Genomic DNA, 16969 nt, shown 5'->3' with positions numbered 1-16969 from the left:
GTTCCCATTCCAACACCAGGTTCGCTTGCCGATGTCTTCCAATCCCCTGACCGGCGCGCCGAATGCCGTTGGCGTGCCGCGGCATGTGGCCATCGTCATGGATGGCAACGGCCGCTGGGCAAAGAAGCGCCTATTGCCCAGGGTGGCTGGGCACAAGCAAGGTGTGGATGCGCTTCGCCGGACTGTCAGGGCTTGCCTTGAGCGCCACGTCCAAGTGCTCACGGTGTTCGCGTTCTCGTCCGAGAACTGGAACCGCCCTCCAGAAGAGGTTTCAGGGCTGATGGATCTTCTGGTGTTGGCCCTTTCACGGGAAGTGCCCAAGCTCGACAAGAGTGGAGTGAGACTGCACTTCCCAGGCGACTCCTCCGGACTGTCTCCGCGCCTGCTGCAAGGCCTTCGCAAGGCCGAGCAGACGACCGCACACAACGATCGCATGGTACTCAATGTGTGTTTCAACTATGGCGGTCGTTGGGACATCGTGAACGCCGCGAAGCAGCTGTTGGCCCAGGGCAGAGACATCACGGAAGCTGGGTTGTGTCAAACAACGGCGCTGGCCCACGTGGGCGATCCCGACCTGCTGATCCGTACGGGCGGCGAGATGCGCATCAGCAACTTTCTGCTCTGGCAGTGCGCGTATTCCGAGCTGTTTTTCACACCCTGTCTGTGGCCGGATTTCGACGCCGCCGAATTGGATCGGGCTTTCCAAGACTACGCAGGGCGCGAGCGCCGTTTCGGATTGACCTCCGAACAGGTGAGTCCGTCCAGCCCGGTGGCAGCGGCCAGCGGCTCGCATGCTTAAGCAACGCATCATCACCGCGCTGGTGCTCCTGGCTGTGGTGCTGCCAGCCATGTTTCATGCCTCTGTTGTTCCGTTTGCTGCGTTGGCGGTGCTGATGGTTTCCGCTGCTGGCTGGGAGTGGGCTCGCATGAATGGCCAGTCAGGGGGGGCGGCGTTGCTGATCGGCGCAGGGTTTGGCGGACTGCTGCTGCTCTTCTGGTTGTGGGGTGGGCTGGACCGCTCGTGGGCAGCCGTCTGGTGGGTCGCTGCTGGGGGATGGCTGTTGCTGTCGGTCTTGATGCTCAGGCGCGGAGTGGCTGGTTGGCAGCAGTGGCCGATGATTTGGCGATTGTCGGGTGGTCTATTGGTTCTCGCATGTGCCTGGCTGGCGCTCGTGCAGGCCCGGCAAACAGGCTTGGTGTTTCTGCTTTCGGTCTTGACCCTTGTGTGGGCTGCGGACATTGCCGCTTATGCCGGCGGAAGGACGTTTGGTCGCCGCAAGCTCGCGCCGACCCTGAGTCCGGGCAAGAGCTGGGAAGGGGTGTTCAGCGGGCTTCTCGGGGTGTTCCTGCTGGCGCTGTTCTGGCTGTGGTTCGATCAGCGCTATCCGTCGGATGGGCCCAGTCTTTTCAGTCGTCTGTGGCAGGCAGGGCCGGGCTGGGTGGTCCCGGCACTCCTTCTACTGACTGCTGCCAGTGTGGTGGGAGACCTTCTGGAGTCACTTGTCAAGCGCAGTGCGGGCATGAAGGATTCGAGCCAGTTGCTGCCCGGGCATGGTGGGGTGCTTGACCGGGTGGACGCCTTGTTGCCCGTGTTGCCTGTCGCCATGCTGTTTGCCCATCTGCTGGAGAGATGATCGTGCCCGTGCAGAACATCACCATCCTCGGATCGACCGGATCAATCGGTACCAACACCCTGGACGTCATCGCCCGCCACCCTGAACGGTTCCGGGTGTTTGCCCTCACGGCAGCGACCCAGGTCGGGTCCATGCTCGAGCAATGCAAGGTGCACCGTCCCGAATACGCTGTGATGGCCAGCCCGGAGCATGCCCGGCTGCTGGCGGACAGGGTGAAAGCAGAAGGTCTGAAGGTTCAGGTGTTGTCGGGCCCCCGTGCCCTCTGCGAGGTCAGTGCCGACCCGCAGGTTCACGCCGTGATGGCGGCCATCGTCGGTGCGGCCGGCCTGGAGCCAAGTGTCGCTGCGGCGCGGGCTGGCAAGAAGCTTCTGCTGGCCAACAAGGAATCGTTGGTCGTGGGCGGTGAGTGGTTCATGCAGGCCGTGGCGGAGGGGGGCGGCCGGTTGCTGCCTATCGATAGTGAGCACTCGGCGGTTTTTCAGTCCTTGCCTGAAGACCCTTCGACATGGCCCAGGCGCGTGGAGAAGATCCTGCTGACCGCATCGGGCGGCCCTTTCCGACAGCGCGATCCATCCACCATGCATTCGGTCACGCCGGAAGAAGCCTGTGCCCACCCGAACTGGGTGATGGGGCGCAAGATATCGGTGGACTCCGCGACGATGATGAACAAGGCGCTGGAGGTCATCGAGGCCAGGTACCTGTTTGGTGTAAGCCCGTCTCAGATCGAGGTGGTGATCCATCCCCAGAGCGTGGTGCACTCGATGGTCCAGTTCCATGACCGTTCGGTGGTGGCCCAACTGGGGACACCCGACATGCGGGTTCCGATTGCCTACGGCCTGTCATGGCCCGAGCGCATGGAGTCTGGTGCAAATGCGCTGGATTTTTCGGCGTTGACTGCCCTGACTTTTGAGAAGCCCGACGACCTTCGGTTTCCCGGTCTGCGCCTGGCCTGGGAGGCCCTGGACGGACCTCCTGGAACCACCGCTGTGCTCAATGCCGCGAACGAGGTGGCGGTGGCGGCCTTTCTGGATCGGCGGCTGCGCTTCGATCACATTCATATGGTCAATCGTGCAACTTTGGAGGCCTTGTCGCCCTCCAAGGCCGAGGGTCTGGAAGCGCTGCTGGCGCTGGACGAGCAAGCGCGAGCGATGGCCTCGGCTTGCGTGGATCGCTGCCGCGGTTGAGCCACGCCCTGCGTGGTCCTTCAGGCCAGGGTTGTGGTGCGCTGCCGATTTGATACTTCGAGGGACCTATGACCACATTGATTGCCTTTGTCGTGGCCCTGGGCCTGCTGATCGCCGTACATGAGTACGGCCACTACCGGGTGGCCGTGGCCTGCGGGGTCAAGGTGCTTCGTTTTGCCGTCGGATTTGGAAAGCCGCTGCTGCGTTGGCAACGGGCTGGCAGTCCGACCGAGTTTGTGTTGTGTGCCCTGCCGCTGGGCGGATATGTGCGGATGCTGGACGAGCGCGAAGCACCGGTGGATCCAGCGGAACGCCATCTGGCGTTCAACGCACAGCCGCTGCGTTCGCGGGCGGCCATCGTCGCGGCCGGGCCGGCAGCGAATCTGCTGCTCGCCGTGGTGTTGTATGCAGTGGTGAACTGGAGCGGTGTGGAGGAGCCCAAGCCGGTGCTTGCTTCACCCGTTGCAGGTTCAGTGGCGGAAAAGGCGGGACTCATCGGCGGGGAGTGGGTGCAAAGCGCCTACGTGAACGGTGACGAAGCGTCGCCCGTGAGGTCGTTCGAGGACCTCCGTTGGCGCCTGACGCAGGCGGCTTTGTCTGGTCAGGACATGCAGTTGCTGGTATCCCGTGAGGAGGGCGGCGCTGCGCGCGAGCTGACGCTGCCGCTCAGCCAGATCGACGTCAAGGAGGCCGACGCCACGCTGTTCAGGCGCATTGGTATCCTGTCCCCATGGACCGATCCGGTGATGGGGGACGTCATGCCTGGCGGTGCTGCGGAGGCCGCCGGTTTGCAGGCGGGAGACCGTGTGTTGCGCGTCGACGGCAAGGCTGTGTCCGACGGCGGTGCACTGCGACAGAGGATCCGCGATAGCGTCAATGCTGAGGGGCAGACAGTACGCCAGGTGTGGGACGTATCCCGTGACGGCAGCACGCTAAGCCTTACCGTGGAACCAAAGCCCGAGAAATCGGGTGAGGCCTGGATCGGTCGCATCGGCGCGTACGTCGGCTCTGCGCCAGCGATGACGACGGTGCGCCACGGCGTGCTGGAGGGGCTTTGGCTGGGTGTTCAGCGTACCTGGGAGGTGTCCTGGTTGACGCTGAAAATGATGGGCAAGATGCTGATCGGAGAGGCTTCCCTCAAGAACATCAGCGGTCCGCTGACCATCGCAGACTACGCAGGCAAATCGGCGAGCATGGGATTCACGTCCTACATCGTGTTTCTGGCGCTGATCAGCGTCAGCCTCGGGGTCCTGAACCTGCTGCCGTTGCCGGTCCTCGATGGGGGGCACCTGATGTATTATCTTTGGGAGGGTGTGACCGGCCGCGGGGTGTCCGACGTCTGGCTGGAACGGCTGCAGCGAGGGGGAGTGGCTGTGTTGCTGGCCCTCATGTGCGTTGCCCTCTTCAACGATATCACCCGTCTCGTGGGCTGAACGATCTCTCTCACATGAAACCATTTGCCTCCAGCCTGCGCGGGCTCAAACTGTCCGCCATTGCTACTTCCTTGTTGATGGCCTTGCCCGCCTGGGCCGTGGACCCATTCACACTCAAGGACATCCGGGTCGAGGGCCTGCAGCGCGTCGAGCCGGGCACCGTGTTTGCGTCCTTGCCTTTCCGTATTGGTGACCAGTACACCGACGACAAAGGGTCTTCCGCCATTCGGGCTCTGTTTGGTCTGGGGCTTTTTTCCGATGTGCGGCTGCAGATCAACGGGGACGTTCTCGTGGTGATCGTGGAAGAACGTCCGTCGGTGGCTGATGTGAGCTTCACTGGCATCAAGGAGTTTGATGCCGAGGTGCTCAAGAAGGCGCTTAGGGAGGTTGGGCTCGCTGAAGGCAGGCCGTTTGACAAGGCGCTGGCCGACCGCGCCGAGCAGGAGCTCAAGCGTCAGTACATCAACCGCAGCATGTACGCCGCTCAAGTGGTGACCACCGTGACCCCGGGTGAGCGCAACCGGGTCAACCTCAACTTCAATGTAGTGGAAGGTGAGGTGGCGAAGATCAAGGACATCCGCATCGTCGGCAACCAAGCGTTCTCCGAGTCGACCTTGCGCGACCTGTTCGATCTGGACACGGGTGGCTGGATGAGCTGGTACACCAAGGCTGATCGCTACTCACGGGCCAAGCTCAACGCCGATCTGGAAACCCTGCGCTCATACTATCTCGCGCGTGGATACCTTGAGTTCAAGGTCGAGTCCACCCAGGTGGCCATCTCACCTGACAAGCAGGACATGTCGGTCACCATCAACATCAGCGAAGGCAATCGCTTCGTGGTGTCTTCTGTCGCGCTTGAGGGCGAGTACCTCGGCAAAGAGCAGGAGTTCAAGTCGCTTGTGAGCATTCGCGCGGGTGAAGCCTACAACGCTGAAGATGTGGCGCGCACCGTCAAGGCATTCACGGACTACTTCGGGGCATTCGGGTACGCGTTCGCGCAAGTGGAGGCGGCCCCCCTGATTGATCGTGTCAACAACCGTGTGGCGTTCGCGCTGAGGGCCCAACCGTCGCGTCGGGTGTACGTTCGCCGGATCAATGTGGAAGGCAACAATCGGACCCGTGACGAAATCATCCGCCGCGAGTTCCGCCAATTTGAGTCGGCCTGGTATGACAGCGATCGCATCCGGCTCTCGCGCGACCGCATTGACCGGCTGGGGTTCTTCACGGAGGTCGGGATCGACACCGAGCCAGTGCCGGGCACCAATGACCAGGTGGATCTCACGGTGACGGTGGCCGAAAAGCCCACGGGCAACCTGTCGATTGGTGCTGGTTATTCGCAGGCCGACAAGCTGTCGCTGATTGCCAGCATCAAGCAGGAAAACGTCTTCGGCTCCGGCAACTATCTGGGGCTGGATCTCAACACCAGTTCCTACAACCGCCAGTTTGTCCTGAGTACCACCAACCCCTACTTTACCCAGGATGGTGTTTCCCGGACCTTTGACCTGTACTACAAAACCACCCGCCCCTATGACGCGCAGGGCGGGGACTACGAAATCGCCACGCCTGGGGTCGGTGTGCGGTTTGGCGTGCCTTTCACCGAGACCGACACCGTTTTCTTCGGGGTCGGGGCGGAGCGGGTCAAGGTGAAGGAGGGGGACCAGCTTCCCGAGGCCTATCGAGACCAGGGGGGAACCTATCTGCCTGCGACCATTGGCTGGGCGCGTGACAACAGAGACAGCGCTCTCGTCCCGACGGAGGGTCGACTGCAGCGGCTCAACTCCGAATTTGGCCTCGGGGGAGACCGGCGGTATGCCAAGCTCACCTATCAGTTCCAGCAGTATCTGCCCATCACCCGCCAATACACCTTTGCATTCAACACCGAACTCGGTGTCGGCAAGGGGCTGGGAGGCAAGACGTTCCCGGTGTTGCGCAACTTTTACGGCGGTGGCCTCGGGTCGGTTCGCGGCTTCGAGCAGGGAACCCTTGGCCCAACCTCGGCAGTCATCGGATCGACGACCGGCGAAACCGTCAACATCGGCGGGGCCCGCAATATCGTCTTCAATGCAGAGTTCATCGCACCCTTCCCGGGGGCAGGCAACGACCGCACATTGCGCTGGTTTGCGTTTGTTGACGCAGGCAACGTCTATGGTGAATCGGAAAGTGTCGACTTCAGCAAGATGCGCTCTTCGGTGGGCGTAGGCCTGAGCTGGATCTCACCGGTCGGCCCCTTGCGCTTTGCGCTCGCCAACCCGGTGCGCAAGTTCTCCGGCGATAGAATCCAGAAATTCCAGTTTCAGATCGGAACATCCTTTTGATGAAGACCTTGCAGCGTCGCTTTGCCCGTCACCTGGCCGTTTTTCTCGCAGCCACCTGCGTGACCTTGACAGCGGCAGCCCAGGACTTTCGTGTGGGTTTCGTCAACACCGAGCGCATTCTGCGTGAGGCCAACATGGCGAAGGCGTCACAGACCAAGCTGGAGCAGGAATTCTCCCGACGCGAGAAGGATCTGCAGGGGCTGGCCGCACAGCTCAAGGCTGCGTCCGAGAAGCTTGAACGCGACGCCCCCACACTGCCCGAAGCACAGCGAGTGACCCGCCAGCGGCAACTGGTGGACCAGGACCGGGACTTCCAGCGCAAGCAGCGGGAGTTTCAGGAAGACGTCACCATGCGCAAGAACGAAGAAGTTCAGCAGTTGCTTGAAAAAGCCAATCGAGTGATCAAGCAGGTGGCCGAAACTGAAAAGTACGACCTGATCCTTCAGGAGGCGGTCTATATCAACCCCAAGCACGACATCACCGACAAGGTGCTCAGTGGCTTGAACAACACCAAGTAAGGCCCGTCATGTCCCGGTCGCTCGGCGACATCGTCGGCGCCCTGGGTGGAGAGCTCGTCGGGAACGCCAGTCTGCAGATTCACCGTCTGGCGCCGCTCGCAACGGCCCGGGCGGACGAGCTTTCATTCGTTGCCCAGGCGCGCTACGCGGCCCAGATCCAGACAACAGCGGCGGGTGCTTTGATCATTCCCGCCGGCCTGAGAGATGCGGCCATGTCGCGCGGTGCCTGTATTGTCTGCGACGATCCGTATCTGTACTTTGCCCGCCTGACCCAATGGTGGAAGGCTCAGCACGAGCCTGCAGAGGCGCCTCGGGTCGACCCTTCCGCGAGCATCCACCCATCCGCAGTCATCGGAGATCGCGTGTCGATCGGTCCGTTTGCCGTCGTCGGCCCTGGGGCAAGGATTGGTGACGGGGCGCGAATCGGACCCCATTCCATCGTGGGCAGAGATGCCACGGTAGGAGATGAGACACTGCTCCACGCCAGGGTCAACATCGGCGACCGTTGTGTGGTTGGTCAACGCTGCATTCTTCATCCCGGCGTGGTCATTGGTGCCGACGGCTTCGGGTTCGCACCTCATCAGGGAGAGTGGGTCAAGATAGAGCAGTTGGGTGCCGTCCGTATCGGGAACGATGTCGAAATCGGCGCCAACACCTGCATCGACCGCGGCGCGCTGGACGACACGGTCATCGGCAATGGAGTCAAGCTCGACAACCTGATACAGATCGGTCACAACGTGAGCATCGGCGATCACACGGCGATGGCGGGTTGTGTCGGCGTGGCGGGCACGGCCACGATTGGTGCGCATTGTTCGGTCGGCGGTGGCGCCATTGTGCTGGGCCATCTGACGCTTGCAGACCGGGTGAACATTTCCGCAGCGACGGTGGTGACCCGTTCGATCCATCAGCCTGGGCTGTACACCGGCATGTTCCCCATCGACGACAATGCGGCCTGGGAAAAGAACGCCGCATCGCTCAAGCAACTGGGTCGCTTGCGCGAACGCGTGCGTGCCCTCGAACAACGAGTTGAAAACAATCTTCCGAAAAGCTGAGCATCAACACAATGGACATCCACCAGATCCGAAAACAACTGCCTCACCGTTACCCGTTCCTGCTGGTGGACCGTGTGCTGGAGATCGAAAAGGGCAAGCGCATCAAGGCGCTGAAGAATGTCACCATCAATGAGCCGTTCTTCGGTGGTCACTTTCCGAACCGTCCAGTGATGCCTGGCGTGCTCATGCTGGAGGCCATGGCCCAGGCGGCAGCGCTGCTGGCCTTCGACACCGCCGGGGTCACAATGGACGACAACACCGTCTATTACTTTGCCGGCATTGACGGCGCCCGCTTCAAGCGACCGGTTGAACCAGGGGATCAGTTGGTCATGGACATTGAGTTGGACCGTGTGCGCGCGGGTATCTACAAGTTCAAGGGCGTGACCCGGGTGGGCGACGACGTGGTCTGCGAGGCCGAGTTGATGTGCACCATGCGCACGGTGTCCTGAGTGGTGGGGGGCTGCTGACGTGACGCAGATTCATCCCACTGCGCTGGTGGACCCTTCTGCGGAGCTCGACGATTCGGTTTCGGTCGGCCCGTACACCATCGTCGGGCCCCATGTGAAGATCGGTGCAGGTACGTCGATTGGCGCGCACTGCGTGATCGAAGGTCGCACCACCATCGGTGCGCACAACCGCATCTTCCAGTTCAACTCGATTGGTGCGGTGCCGCAGGACAAGAAGTACGCGGGTGAACCCACCGAGCTGATCATCGGCAACCACAACACGATCCGCGAGTTCTGCACCTTCAACCTCGGGGTGCCAGGGGCAGGTGGCCGTACCACGGTGGGAGACCACAACTGGATCATGGCCTACACCCACATTGCGCACGACTGCCACGTGGCCAACCACACCACGCTGGCGAACAACACCACCCTGGCAGGGCACGTGTTGCTGGCCGACTGGGTGACCGTGGGCGGACTGACTGGCATTCACCAGTTTGTCTCGGTGGGCGCACACGCGATGATCGGCTTTGCCAGTGCGGTCACGCAGGATGTGCCCCCGTACATGCTGGTGGACGGCAACCCGCTGGCGGTGCGTGGGCTGAACACTGTCGGGCTCAGGCGACGCGACTTTTCCGCCGCGCGGATCGCGGCGATCAAGCAGATGCACAGACTGCTCTACCGGCAGGGCCTCACACTCGATGCTGCACGCGCCGGCATTGATGCGTTGGCAACCGAGACGCCCGAGGCGGCAGAGGACGTGGCCTTGATGAGCCGCTTCCTGTCTGCGGCAACGCGCGGCATTGCGCGCTGATTTCTCATCACCGGTCATGAATGCGTCCCGCCGTGTCGCGCTGGTCGCCGGCGAAACGTCGGGCGATCTGCTCGCAGGTCTGCTTCTGAAGGGGCTCAAGGGCCGCTGGCCCGATCTGTCGGCTGTCGGCATCGGTGGCGCGGCCATGGCAAAGCAGGGCTTCGAGGCTTGGTGGTCCAGCGACAAGCTGGCCGTGCGAGGCTATGTCGAGGTGTTGCGCCACTACCGGGAGATTGCGGGCATTCGCACACAACTCCGGGAGCGCCTGCTGCAGGAGCGGCCCGACGCCTTCATCGGCGTGGATGCGCCTGATTTCAACCTCGATCTCGAGAGCAGCCTCCGCTCGGCGGGCGTGAAGACGGTGCATTTCATCTGCCCGTCGATCTGGGCCTGGCGTCCGGAGCGGGTGGAAAAGATCCGTCGTAGTGCCGACCACGTGTTGTGCATCTTCCCGTTCGAGCCCGAACTGCTCGCTCGCCACGAAATTGCTGCCACCTATGTGGGTCACCCGATTGCCAGCGTGATTCCGCTTGTCCCGGATCGTCTGGCCGCACGACGTGCGTTGGGCATCGAAGGCGAGGGGCCGGTCGTGGCCATTCTTCCTGGCAGCCGGCGCTCGGAGGTTCAGTACCTGGCCCGCCGATTCTTCGATGCGGCGGTGCTGATGCGGTCGCGCCGTCCAGGGCTGCGCTTCGTGGTGCCTGCGGTCCCCGCATTGCGTGAAGTCATCGAGGCCCACTCCCGGGACGCAGGTCTTCAGGATGTGCTGATCGTCCAGGGGCGTTCGCACGAGGTGCTGGCTGCGTGCGACGTGACGCTGATCGCGTCGGGCACGGCCACGCTGGAGGCGGCGCTGTTCAAGCGCCCCATGGTGATCGCCTACAACATGCACTGGCTGTCCTGGATCATCATGCGTCGCAAGCAGTTGCAGCCGTGGGTCGGACTGCCCAACATCCTGAGCAGCGATTTTGTGGTCCCCGAACTGTTGCAGGACGCTGCGACGCCGGCGGCGCTGGCCGAAGCCACGCTCGCCTGGCTGGATTCTCCCCAGCGTGCGGCGGCTCTGGAGGAGCGCTTCACCCAGCTGCACCATCTGCTGCAGCGTGACACGGCACGCCTGGCCACCGATGCGATCGAAAAAGTTCTTGCGGGCTGAGCAGGTCAGCCTCGCCTGGGACGTTCCCGGGCTGGTTGCGGGTGTGGACGAGGCCGGCCGCGGGCCCCTGGCTGGGCCGGTGGTGGCGGCGGCCGTGATTCTGGATGACCACAAGCCGATCAAGGGACTGGCCGACTCCAAGAAGCTGACCGCGTTGCGCCGCGAAAAACTGTTCGACGAAATCCGGGCCAAAGCCCTGTGCTGCAGCGTGGCGCTCGCGACCGTGGAGGAGATCGACCGGCTCAACATCCTGCAGGCCACCATGCTGGCCATGCAGCGCGCGGTCAAGGGCTTGCGCCTGAAACCGGCGAAGGTGCTGGTGGATGGCAACCGCTTGCCGGTGCTGGACGTGGTGGCCGAGGCCATCGTGTCCGGTGACGCGCTGGTGCAGGCCATCTCAGCCGCCTCCATCCTGGCCAAGGTCACGCGCGACCGCATGCTCGACGAACTTCACGCGCAGCACCCGCTCTACGGCTTTGATCGCCACAAGGGCTACGGTACGGCGCAGCACCTGGCGGCGCTGCGCGAATTCGGTCCGTTGCCGGAACACCGGCGCTCGTTTGCACCAGTGGCCCAGGCGATGCAGGAGCATGGCGCATGAACGAACCCATTCTGATCACCTCGCGGGACAACCCCTTGCTCAAGCGCCTGCGCCTGCTCTCCCAGGACAGCATGGCTTATCGAAAACAGGGACAGGTCTGGCTGGAGGGCGATCACCTGTGCCGGGCCATGCTGGCCCGGGGCCAGCGTCCGACCACGGCGGTGTTCACGGAGCGCGGCTGGTCGGATGCCGCCGACGCCATGCGGGTGGCCTGTGAGCACCGGGTGTTGGTTTCTGAGTCATTGATGGCGGGCGTGAGCGGACTGGAGTCACCTGCCGGCATGGGCTTCCTCTGGGATCTACCGACCCGCCCGGCACCGGACCCGGCGGCTTCGACGGTGGTGCTGGACCGCCTGCAGGACGCCGGCAACGTCGGCTCCATCCTGCGCAGCGCCGCTGCGATGGGGTTTGGCCAGGTGCTGGCGCTCAAGGGCACCGCCGGCCTGTGGTCGCCCAAAGTGCTGCGGGCAGGCATGGGGGCGCATTTCGCGCTCCGGCTGGTCGAGGGGCTGGCACTGGATGATCTGAGGCCGCTCGCTGTGCCCATGCTGGTCACCAGTTCCCACAGAGGCGAGTTCCTGCACCGCTCCGAGCTGCCCTGGCCTTGCGCCTGGGTCATGGGGCATGAGGGGCAGGGCGTGCGTCCTGAGCTGGAGGCCATGGCCAGCCGCTCGGTCCGCATCACACAGCCCGGGGGCGAGGAGTCGCTGAACGTGGCCGCTGCAGCCGCGATCTGCCTGCACGCGAGCGCGGCGGCCAGGGCCCTGCCGCTATAATTCCGGGGTTTACCCGCAATCGACGCATCTCGCTGCGTCCGCCCCGGCTTCCTGCCCAGGTTCCCCGCCCCTAGCCTGCTGTCGCGATTCTCTGCGACGATGCGGGAGCGGGCGCGAATCTCCCCGGTTGTGCCCCATGGCGGGCGTGGGTGCGTCCGAAAAACCTCTGGAGAAAACCGTGCTTCCCGTCCATCCGAAAGCCCTTCTTGCGCTCGCCGACGGCACGGTCTTTACGGGGGTTTCCATCGGGGCCACCGGTCAGACGACCGGCGAGGTGGTGTTCAACACCTCGATCACCGGCTACCAGGAAATCCTCACCGATCCGAGCTATTGCCAGCAAATCGTCACCCTCACATACCCCCACATCGGCAACACCGGCGTGAACCGTGAGGACGTGGAAGCCGACCGCATCCACGCCGCTGGCCTGATCATCAAAGACCTGCCCCTTCTGGCGTCCAACTTCCGTTCCGAAGAGACGCTGTCCCAGTACCTGCAGCGCGAAGGCACCGTGGCCATCGCCGACCTCGACACCCGGGCGCTGACGCGTCTGCTGCGCACCAAGGGCGCGCAGAACGGCTGCATCCTGGCCCTGCCGGCCGGTGAGGTGATCACCGACGCACACCGTGCGCAGGCGGTTGCCGCGGCCCAGGCCGCGCCGAACATGGCAGGTCAGGATCTGGCCAAGGTGGTGTCCGCGACAGCGTCCTACGACTGGACCCAGTCCGAGTGGACGCTGGGCAGCGGCTACGGCGAGCAGGCGGCACCGAAGTTCCATGTGGTCGCCTACGACTTCGGCGTCAAGAAGAACATCCTGCGCATGCTGGCCGAGCGAGGCTGCAAGGTCACGGTGGTGCCGGCGCAGACGCCGGCAGCCGAGGTGCTCAAGCACCAGCCCGATGGCATCTTCCTGTCCAACGGCCCTGGCGACCCGGAGCCGTGCGACTACGCCATCGCCGCCGCCAAGGAACTGATCGAGACTGGCACGCCGACCTTCGGCATCTGCCTGGGCCACCAGATCATGGCGCTGGCGTCAGGCGCCAGGACTTTCAAGATGAAGTTCGGCCACCATGGTGCCAATCACCCGGTCAAGGACCTGGACAGCGGCCGCGTCTCCATCACCAGCCAGAACCACGGTTTTGCGGTGGATGAGAAGAGCCTGCCCGGCAATCTGCGCCCGACGCACGTGAGCCTGTTCGACGGCACGCTGCAGGGTCTGGCCCGCACCGACAAGCCGGCGTTCTGCTTCCAGGGCCACCCGGAAGCCTCGCCTGGCCCGCACGACATCGGCTACCTGTTCGACCGCTTCATCGACCTGATGCAGGCCAAGGCCTGAGCCCGCACCCAAGGAACCACCCATGAAGCTCTTCAGTTTCCCGGTTTTTGCGATCGAGAAGGCCATCGCCAAGCGCATGCTGGGTCTGGAGTCGCCCCACAAGGAGTGGTTCGGCCAGCGCTGGGCGCAGAAGCCCTACCGCAAGGCTTTCATCGAAAACAAGGCGATGCCGCTGGTCACCCTGATCGCCAAGGGCAAGACCTGGGACGACGAGACCTTCAACACCGAAATGGCTGCGTGGGATGCCTTGTTCTATCCCGCCGAGGTCGAAGTGCTGCGCCCGATCATCGAAGGCGACGGCCTGCTGCAGCTGATGCAGAAGAACGTGCCTGCCGAACGCGTGCAGGCCTTGCTGAACAAACTGGAAACCCAGCGCCAGGCCTGAGCCCGACCTGCCGCCTAGATACACAAGCGAACCCATGCCGAAAAGAACAGACATCCAGACCGTCCTCATCATCGGAGCTGGCCCGATCATCATCGGCCAGGCCTGCGAGTTCGATTACTCGGGCGTGCAGGCCTGCAAGGCCCTGCGCGAAGAGGGCTACCGGGTGGTGCTGATCAACAGCAACCCGGCCACCATCATGACCGACCCGGCCACGGCCGACGTCACCTACATCGAGCCCATCACCTGGCAGACGGTCGAGAAGATCATCGCCAAGGAACGGCCCCAGACCCCGGGCGGTTTTGCCATCCTGCCGACCATGGGCGGCCAGACCGCGCTGAACTGCGCGCTGGACCTGTGGCGCAACGGCGTGCTGGCGCGCTACGGCGTGGAACTGATCGGCGCCACACCGGAGGCCATCGACAAGGCCGAAGACCGCCTGAAGTTCAAGGACGCCATGACCAAGATCGGTCTGGGCTCCGCGCGCTCGGGCATCGCCCACAGCATGGAAGAGGCCTGGGCGGTTCAGAAGATGACCGGTTTCCCGACCGTGATCCGTCCCAGCTTCACGCTGGGTGGCACCGGCGGCGGCATCGCCTACAACCCGGAAGAGTTCGAGACCATCTGCAAGCGCGGCCTGGAAGCCTCGCCGACCAACGAGCTGCTGATCGAAGAATCGCTGCTGGGCTGGAAAGAGTACGAGATGGAAGTGGTGCGCGACAAGGCGGACAACTGCATCATCGTCTGCTCCATCGAGAACCTGGACCCGATGGGTGTGCACACTGGCGACTCCATTACCGTCGCGCCCGCCCAGACGCTGACCGACAAGGAATACCAGATCCTGCGCAACGCCTCGCTGGCGGTGCTGCGCGAAATTGGCGTCGACACCGGTGGCTCCAACGTGCAGTTCTCCATCAACCCGGCCGACGGCCGCATGGTGGTGATCGAAATGAACCCGCGCGTCTCGCGTTCGTCGGCCCTGGCCTCCAAGGCCACCGGCTTCCCGATCGCCAAAGTCGCCGCCAAACTGGCCGTGGGCTACACGCTGGACGAGTTGCGCAACGAGATCACCGGTGGCGCCACGCCCGCGTCGTTCGAGCCCTCGATCGACTACGTGGTCACCAAGATTCCTCGTTTCGCCTTCGAGAAGTTCCCGACGGCCGACAGCCGCCTGACCACGCAGATGAAGTCGGTGGGCGAGGTGATGGCCATGGGCCGCACCTTCCAGGAGTCGTTCCAGAAGGCCCTGCGCGGTCTGGAAGTCGGCGTCGACGGCATGAATGAGAAAACCCAGGACCGCGAGACGCTGGAGCGCGAGCTGGGCGAACCCGGCCCAGAGCGCATCTGGTACGTGGGCGATGCCTTCGCCGCCGGCTGGTCGCTTGACGAGGTGCACCAGTTCACCAAGATCGACAAGTGGTTCCTGATCCAGATCGAGGAAATCATCAAGCTCGAGATGGCCATGGACCAGCTGGTGGCCGAGAAAGGCGAGGGCGCGCTGACCAGCCTGGACGCCGACACGCTGCGCGGCCTGAAGAAGAAGGGCTTCTCCGACCGCCGCCTCGCCAAGCTGCTGGCCACCACCGACACCGCCGTGCGCGAACGTCGCAAGGCGCTGAACGTGCGCCCGGTCTACAAGCGGGTGGACACCTGCGCGGCCGAGTTCGCCACCGACACCGCCTACCTTTACTCCACCTACGAAGGCCATGGCGACGGCGAGTGCGAAGCCGAGCCGACCGACAAGAAGAAGATCATGGTGCTGGGTGGAGGTCCGAACCGCATTGGCCAGGGCATCGAGTTCGACTACTGCTGCGTGCACGCCGCGCTGGCCATGCGCGAAGACGGGTACGAGACCATCATGGTCAACTGCAACCCGGAAACCGTGTCCACGGACTACGACACCAGCGACCGCCTGTACTTCGAGCCGCTGACGCTGGAAGACGTGCTGGAAATCGTCGACAAGGAAAAGCCGGTCGGCGTGATCGTGCAGTACGGTGGCCAGACGCCGCTGAAGCTCGCACTCGGTCTGGAAGCCAATGGCGTGCCCATCATCGGCACCACACCCGACATGATCGATGCGGCCGAAGACCGTGAGCGCTTCCAGAAGCTGCTGCACGACCTGGGCCTGCGCCAGCCGCCCAACGCCACAGCCCGCACCGAAGCCGATGCGCTGGAGAAGGCCGCAGCCCTGGGCTACCCGCTGGTGGTGCGCCCAAGCTATGTGCTGGGCGGTCGCGCGATGGAAATCGTGCACGAGCAGCGCGACCTGGAGCGCTACATGCGCGAAGCGGTGAAGGTGAGCAACGACTCGCCGGTGTTGCTGGACCGATTCCTGAACGACGCCATCGAGTGTGACGTGGACGCCGTGCGCGACAGCGCCGGCCGCGTGTTCATCGGTGGCGTGATGGAGCACATCGAACAGGCCGGCGTGCACTCCGGTGATTCCGCCTGCTCGCTGCCGCCGTACTACCTGTCCAAGGACACGATCGACGAGCTCAAGCGTCAGACCGCCGCGATGGCCGAAGGCCTGAACGTGGTGGGGCTGATGAACGTGCAGTTCGCGATCCAGGAGAAGGAAGAGAACGGCGTCAAGACCGATGTGATCTTCGTGCTCGAAGTGAACCCGCGCGCCTCGCGCACGGTGCCCTTCGTCTCCAAGGCCACCGGCATCCAGCTGGCCAAGGTGGCGGCGCGCTGCATGGCCGGCCAGACGCTGGACCAGCAGGGCATCGGCGCCGAGGTCACGCCGCCGTACTTCAGCGTCAAGGAAGCCGTGTTCCCGTTCGTGAAGTTCCCGGGCGTGGACACCATCCTTGGCCCGGAGATGAAGTCCACCGGTGAGGTCATGGGCGTCGGCAAGACCTTCGGCGAGGCCTTCGTCAAGAGCCAGCTGGGCGCTGGCACCAAGCTGCCGCGTTCTGGCAAGGTGTTCCTGACCGTGAAGAACGGCGACAAGCCGCGCGCCGTGGAAGTAGCGCGCCAGCTGGTCGCACTCGGTTTCGAGCTGGTGGCCACGCGGGGCACGGCGGCGGCCATCGGCGCGGCCGGCATTCCGGTGCAGACGGTCAACAAGGTCACCGAAGGCCGCCCGCACATCGTGGACATGATCAAGAACGGCGAGATCGCCCTGGTGATCAACACGGTCGAGGAGCGCCGCAACGCAATCGCCGATTCGCGCGCCATCCGCACGTCGGCGCTGCTGGCCCGCGTGACCACCTTCACCACCATCTCCGGTGCGGAAGCGGCGGTGGAGGGCATGCGGCACATGGACAGCCTGGGTGTGATCTCGGTGCAGGACATGCACGCGCAGCTGACAGCCTGATTCGCG

The 16969-nt window shown here is 63.8% G+C and carries 15 protein-coding genes; all 15 read left to right on the top strand.

Going from position 1 to position 16969, the window contains the following annotated elements:
• Nucleotides 1-31 precede the first annotated feature (31 nt).
• The 15 genes from uppS (at nt 32) to carB (ending at nt 16963) form a co-directional block, all read left to right on the top strand.
• On the top strand, nt 32-799 hold the full coding sequence (gene uppS / locus HPS01S_RS09190) for a polyprenyl diphosphate synthase (protein ID WP_066154342.1): 768 nt from the start codon (nt 32-34) through the stop codon (nt 797-799).
• Complete coding sequence (locus HPS01S_RS09185) at nt 792-1634, top strand: phosphatidate cytidylyltransferase (protein ID WP_066154339.1); 843 nt, start codon at nt 792-794, stop codon at nt 1632-1634. The genes uppS and HPS01S_RS09185 overlap by 8 nt, the downstream gene beginning before the upstream one ends.
• Nucleotides 1631-2818, top strand: coding sequence for a 1-deoxy-D-xylulose-5-phosphate reductoisomerase (gene ispC, locus HPS01S_RS09180; protein ID WP_066154335.1), 1188 nt, complete (start codon nt 1631-1633; stop codon nt 2816-2818). The genes HPS01S_RS09185 and ispC overlap by 4 nt, the downstream gene beginning before the upstream one ends.
• Nucleotides 2819-2886: 68 nt before the next feature.
• Nucleotides 2887-4251: an RIP metalloprotease RseP gene (gene rseP / locus HPS01S_RS09175; RefSeq protein ID WP_066154331.1), complete on the top strand. Its 1365-nt coding sequence runs from the start codon at nt 2887-2889 to the stop codon at nt 4249-4251.
• Nucleotides 4252-4265: 14 nt separating this feature from the next.
• Nucleotides 4266-6566 (top strand): outer membrane protein assembly factor BamA, encoded by a 2301-nt coding sequence (gene bamA, locus HPS01S_RS09170; RefSeq protein ID WP_066154328.1) that lies wholly within the window; start codon nt 4266-4268, stop codon nt 6564-6566.
• Nucleotides 6566-7084, top strand: coding sequence for an OmpH/Skp family outer membrane protein (locus tag HPS01S_RS09165; protein WP_066154325.1), 519 nt, complete (start codon nt 6566-6568; stop codon nt 7082-7084). The genes bamA and HPS01S_RS09165 overlap by 1 nt, the downstream gene beginning before the upstream one ends.
• Before the next feature lie 8 nt (nt 7085-7092).
• The gene (gene lpxD, locus HPS01S_RS09160; RefSeq protein ID WP_066154323.1) at nt 7093-8136 is read left to right on the top strand and encodes a UDP-3-O-(3-hydroxymyristoyl)glucosamine N-acyltransferase; all 1044 of its coding nucleotides are present in this window, start codon (nt 7093-7095) and stop codon (nt 8134-8136) included.
• Nucleotides 8137-8147: 11 nt separating this feature from the next.
• A complete protein-coding gene (gene fabZ, locus HPS01S_RS09155) occupies nt 8148-8585 on the top strand; it encodes a 3-hydroxyacyl-ACP dehydratase FabZ (protein ID WP_066154315.1) in 438 nt (145 codons plus the stop codon).
• Between the two features lie 19 nt (nt 8586-8604).
• Entirely contained in the window at nt 8605-9393 is a 789-nt protein-coding gene (gene lpxA, locus HPS01S_RS09150; RefSeq protein WP_066154312.1) for an acyl-ACP--UDP-N-acetylglucosamine O-acyltransferase, read from the top strand.
• Nucleotides 9394-9409: 16 nt separating this feature from the next.
• Nucleotides 9410-10549, top strand: a complete 1140-nt coding sequence (gene lpxB / locus HPS01S_RS09145; RefSeq protein ID WP_174545238.1) for a lipid-A-disaccharide synthase — start codon at nt 9410-9412, stop codon at nt 10547-10549.
• Nucleotides 10521-11150, top strand: coding sequence for a ribonuclease HII (rnhB, locus tag HPS01S_RS09140; RefSeq protein ID WP_066154309.1), 630 nt, complete (start codon nt 10521-10523; stop codon nt 11148-11150). Before lpxB ends, rnhB begins: the two co-directional genes overlap by 29 nt.
• The gene (locus HPS01S_RS09135; RefSeq protein ID WP_066154306.1) at nt 11147-11926 is read left to right on the top strand and encodes a TrmH family RNA methyltransferase; all 780 of its coding nucleotides are present in this window, start codon (nt 11147-11149) and stop codon (nt 11924-11926) included. The genes rnhB and HPS01S_RS09135 overlap by 4 nt, the downstream gene beginning before the upstream one ends.
• Before the next feature lie 178 nt (nt 11927-12104).
• Nucleotides 12105-13259 (top strand): glutamine-hydrolyzing carbamoyl-phosphate synthase small subunit, encoded by a 1155-nt coding sequence (gene carA / locus HPS01S_RS09130; RefSeq protein ID WP_255284193.1) that lies wholly within the window; start codon nt 12105-12107, stop codon nt 13257-13259.
• A 22-nt stretch (nt 13260-13281) separates the two neighbouring features.
• Nucleotides 13282-13644, top strand: a complete 363-nt coding sequence (locus HPS01S_RS09125; protein WP_066154300.1) for a hypothetical protein — start codon at nt 13282-13284, stop codon at nt 13642-13644.
• 34 nt (nt 13645-13678) lie between these two features.
• The gene (carB, locus tag HPS01S_RS09120; RefSeq protein ID WP_066154297.1) at nt 13679-16963 is read left to right on the top strand and encodes a carbamoyl-phosphate synthase large subunit; all 3285 of its coding nucleotides are present in this window, start codon (nt 13679-13681) and stop codon (nt 16961-16963) included.
• The last annotated feature ends 6 nt before the right edge of the window (nt 16964-16969 follow it).

It is taken from the genome of Hydrogenophaga pseudoflava NBRC 102511, from assembly GCF_001592285.1.
In the GTDB taxonomy this organism is placed as follows: Bacteria; Pseudomonadota; Gammaproteobacteria; order Burkholderiales; family Burkholderiaceae_C; genus Hydrogenophaga; species Hydrogenophaga pseudoflava.
Note: the sequence above shows the minus strand (reverse complement) of the source record. Positions and strands in the feature narration are given on the sequence as shown.

What these genes read in the sequence shown, in the direction of transcription:
- bamA (WP_066154328.1), top strand. Translation starts at nt 4,266, where the DNA reads ATGAAACCATTTGCCTCCAGCCTGCGCGGGCTCAAACTGTCCGCCATT.
- fabZ (WP_066154315.1), top strand. Translation starts at nt 8,148, where the DNA reads ATGGACATCCACCAGATCCGAAAACAACTGCCTCACCGTTACCCGTTC.
- lpxB (WP_174545238.1), top strand. Translation starts at nt 9,410, where the DNA reads ATGAATGCGTCCCGCCGTGTCGCGCTGGTCGCCGGCGAAACGTCGGGC.
- ispC (WP_066154335.1), top strand. Translation starts at nt 1,631, where the DNA reads ATGATCGTGCCCGTGCAGAACATCACCATCCTCGGATCGACCGGATCA.
- carB (WP_066154297.1), top strand. Translation starts at nt 13,679, where the DNA reads ATGCCGAAAAGAACAGACATCCAGACCGTCCTCATCATCGGAGCTGGC.
- rseP (WP_066154331.1), top strand. Translation starts at nt 2,887, where the DNA reads ATGACCACATTGATTGCCTTTGTCGTGGCCCTGGGCCTGCTGATCGCC.
- lpxD (WP_066154323.1), top strand. Translation starts at nt 7,093, where the DNA reads ATGTCCCGGTCGCTCGGCGACATCGTCGGCGCCCTGGGTGGAGAGCTC.
- rnhB (WP_066154309.1), top strand. Translation starts at nt 10,521, where the DNA reads ATGCGATCGAAAAAGTTCTTGCGGGCTGAGCAGGTCAGCCTCGCCTGG.
- HPS01S_RS09165 (WP_066154325.1), top strand. Translation starts at nt 6,566, where the DNA reads ATGAAGACCTTGCAGCGTCGCTTTGCCCGTCACCTGGCCGTTTTTCTC.
- HPS01S_RS09125 (WP_066154300.1), top strand. Translation starts at nt 13,282, where the DNA reads ATGAAGCTCTTCAGTTTCCCGGTTTTTGCGATCGAGAAGGCCATCGCC.
- uppS (WP_066154342.1), top strand. Translation starts at nt 32, where the DNA reads ATGTCTTCCAATCCCCTGACCGGCGCGCCGAATGCCGTTGGCGTGCCG.
- HPS01S_RS09185 (WP_066154339.1), top strand. Translation starts at nt 792, where the DNA reads ATGCTTAAGCAACGCATCATCACCGCGCTGGTGCTCCTGGCTGTGGTG.
- HPS01S_RS09135 (WP_066154306.1), top strand. Translation starts at nt 11,147, where the DNA reads ATGAACGAACCCATTCTGATCACCTCGCGGGACAACCCCTTGCTCAAG.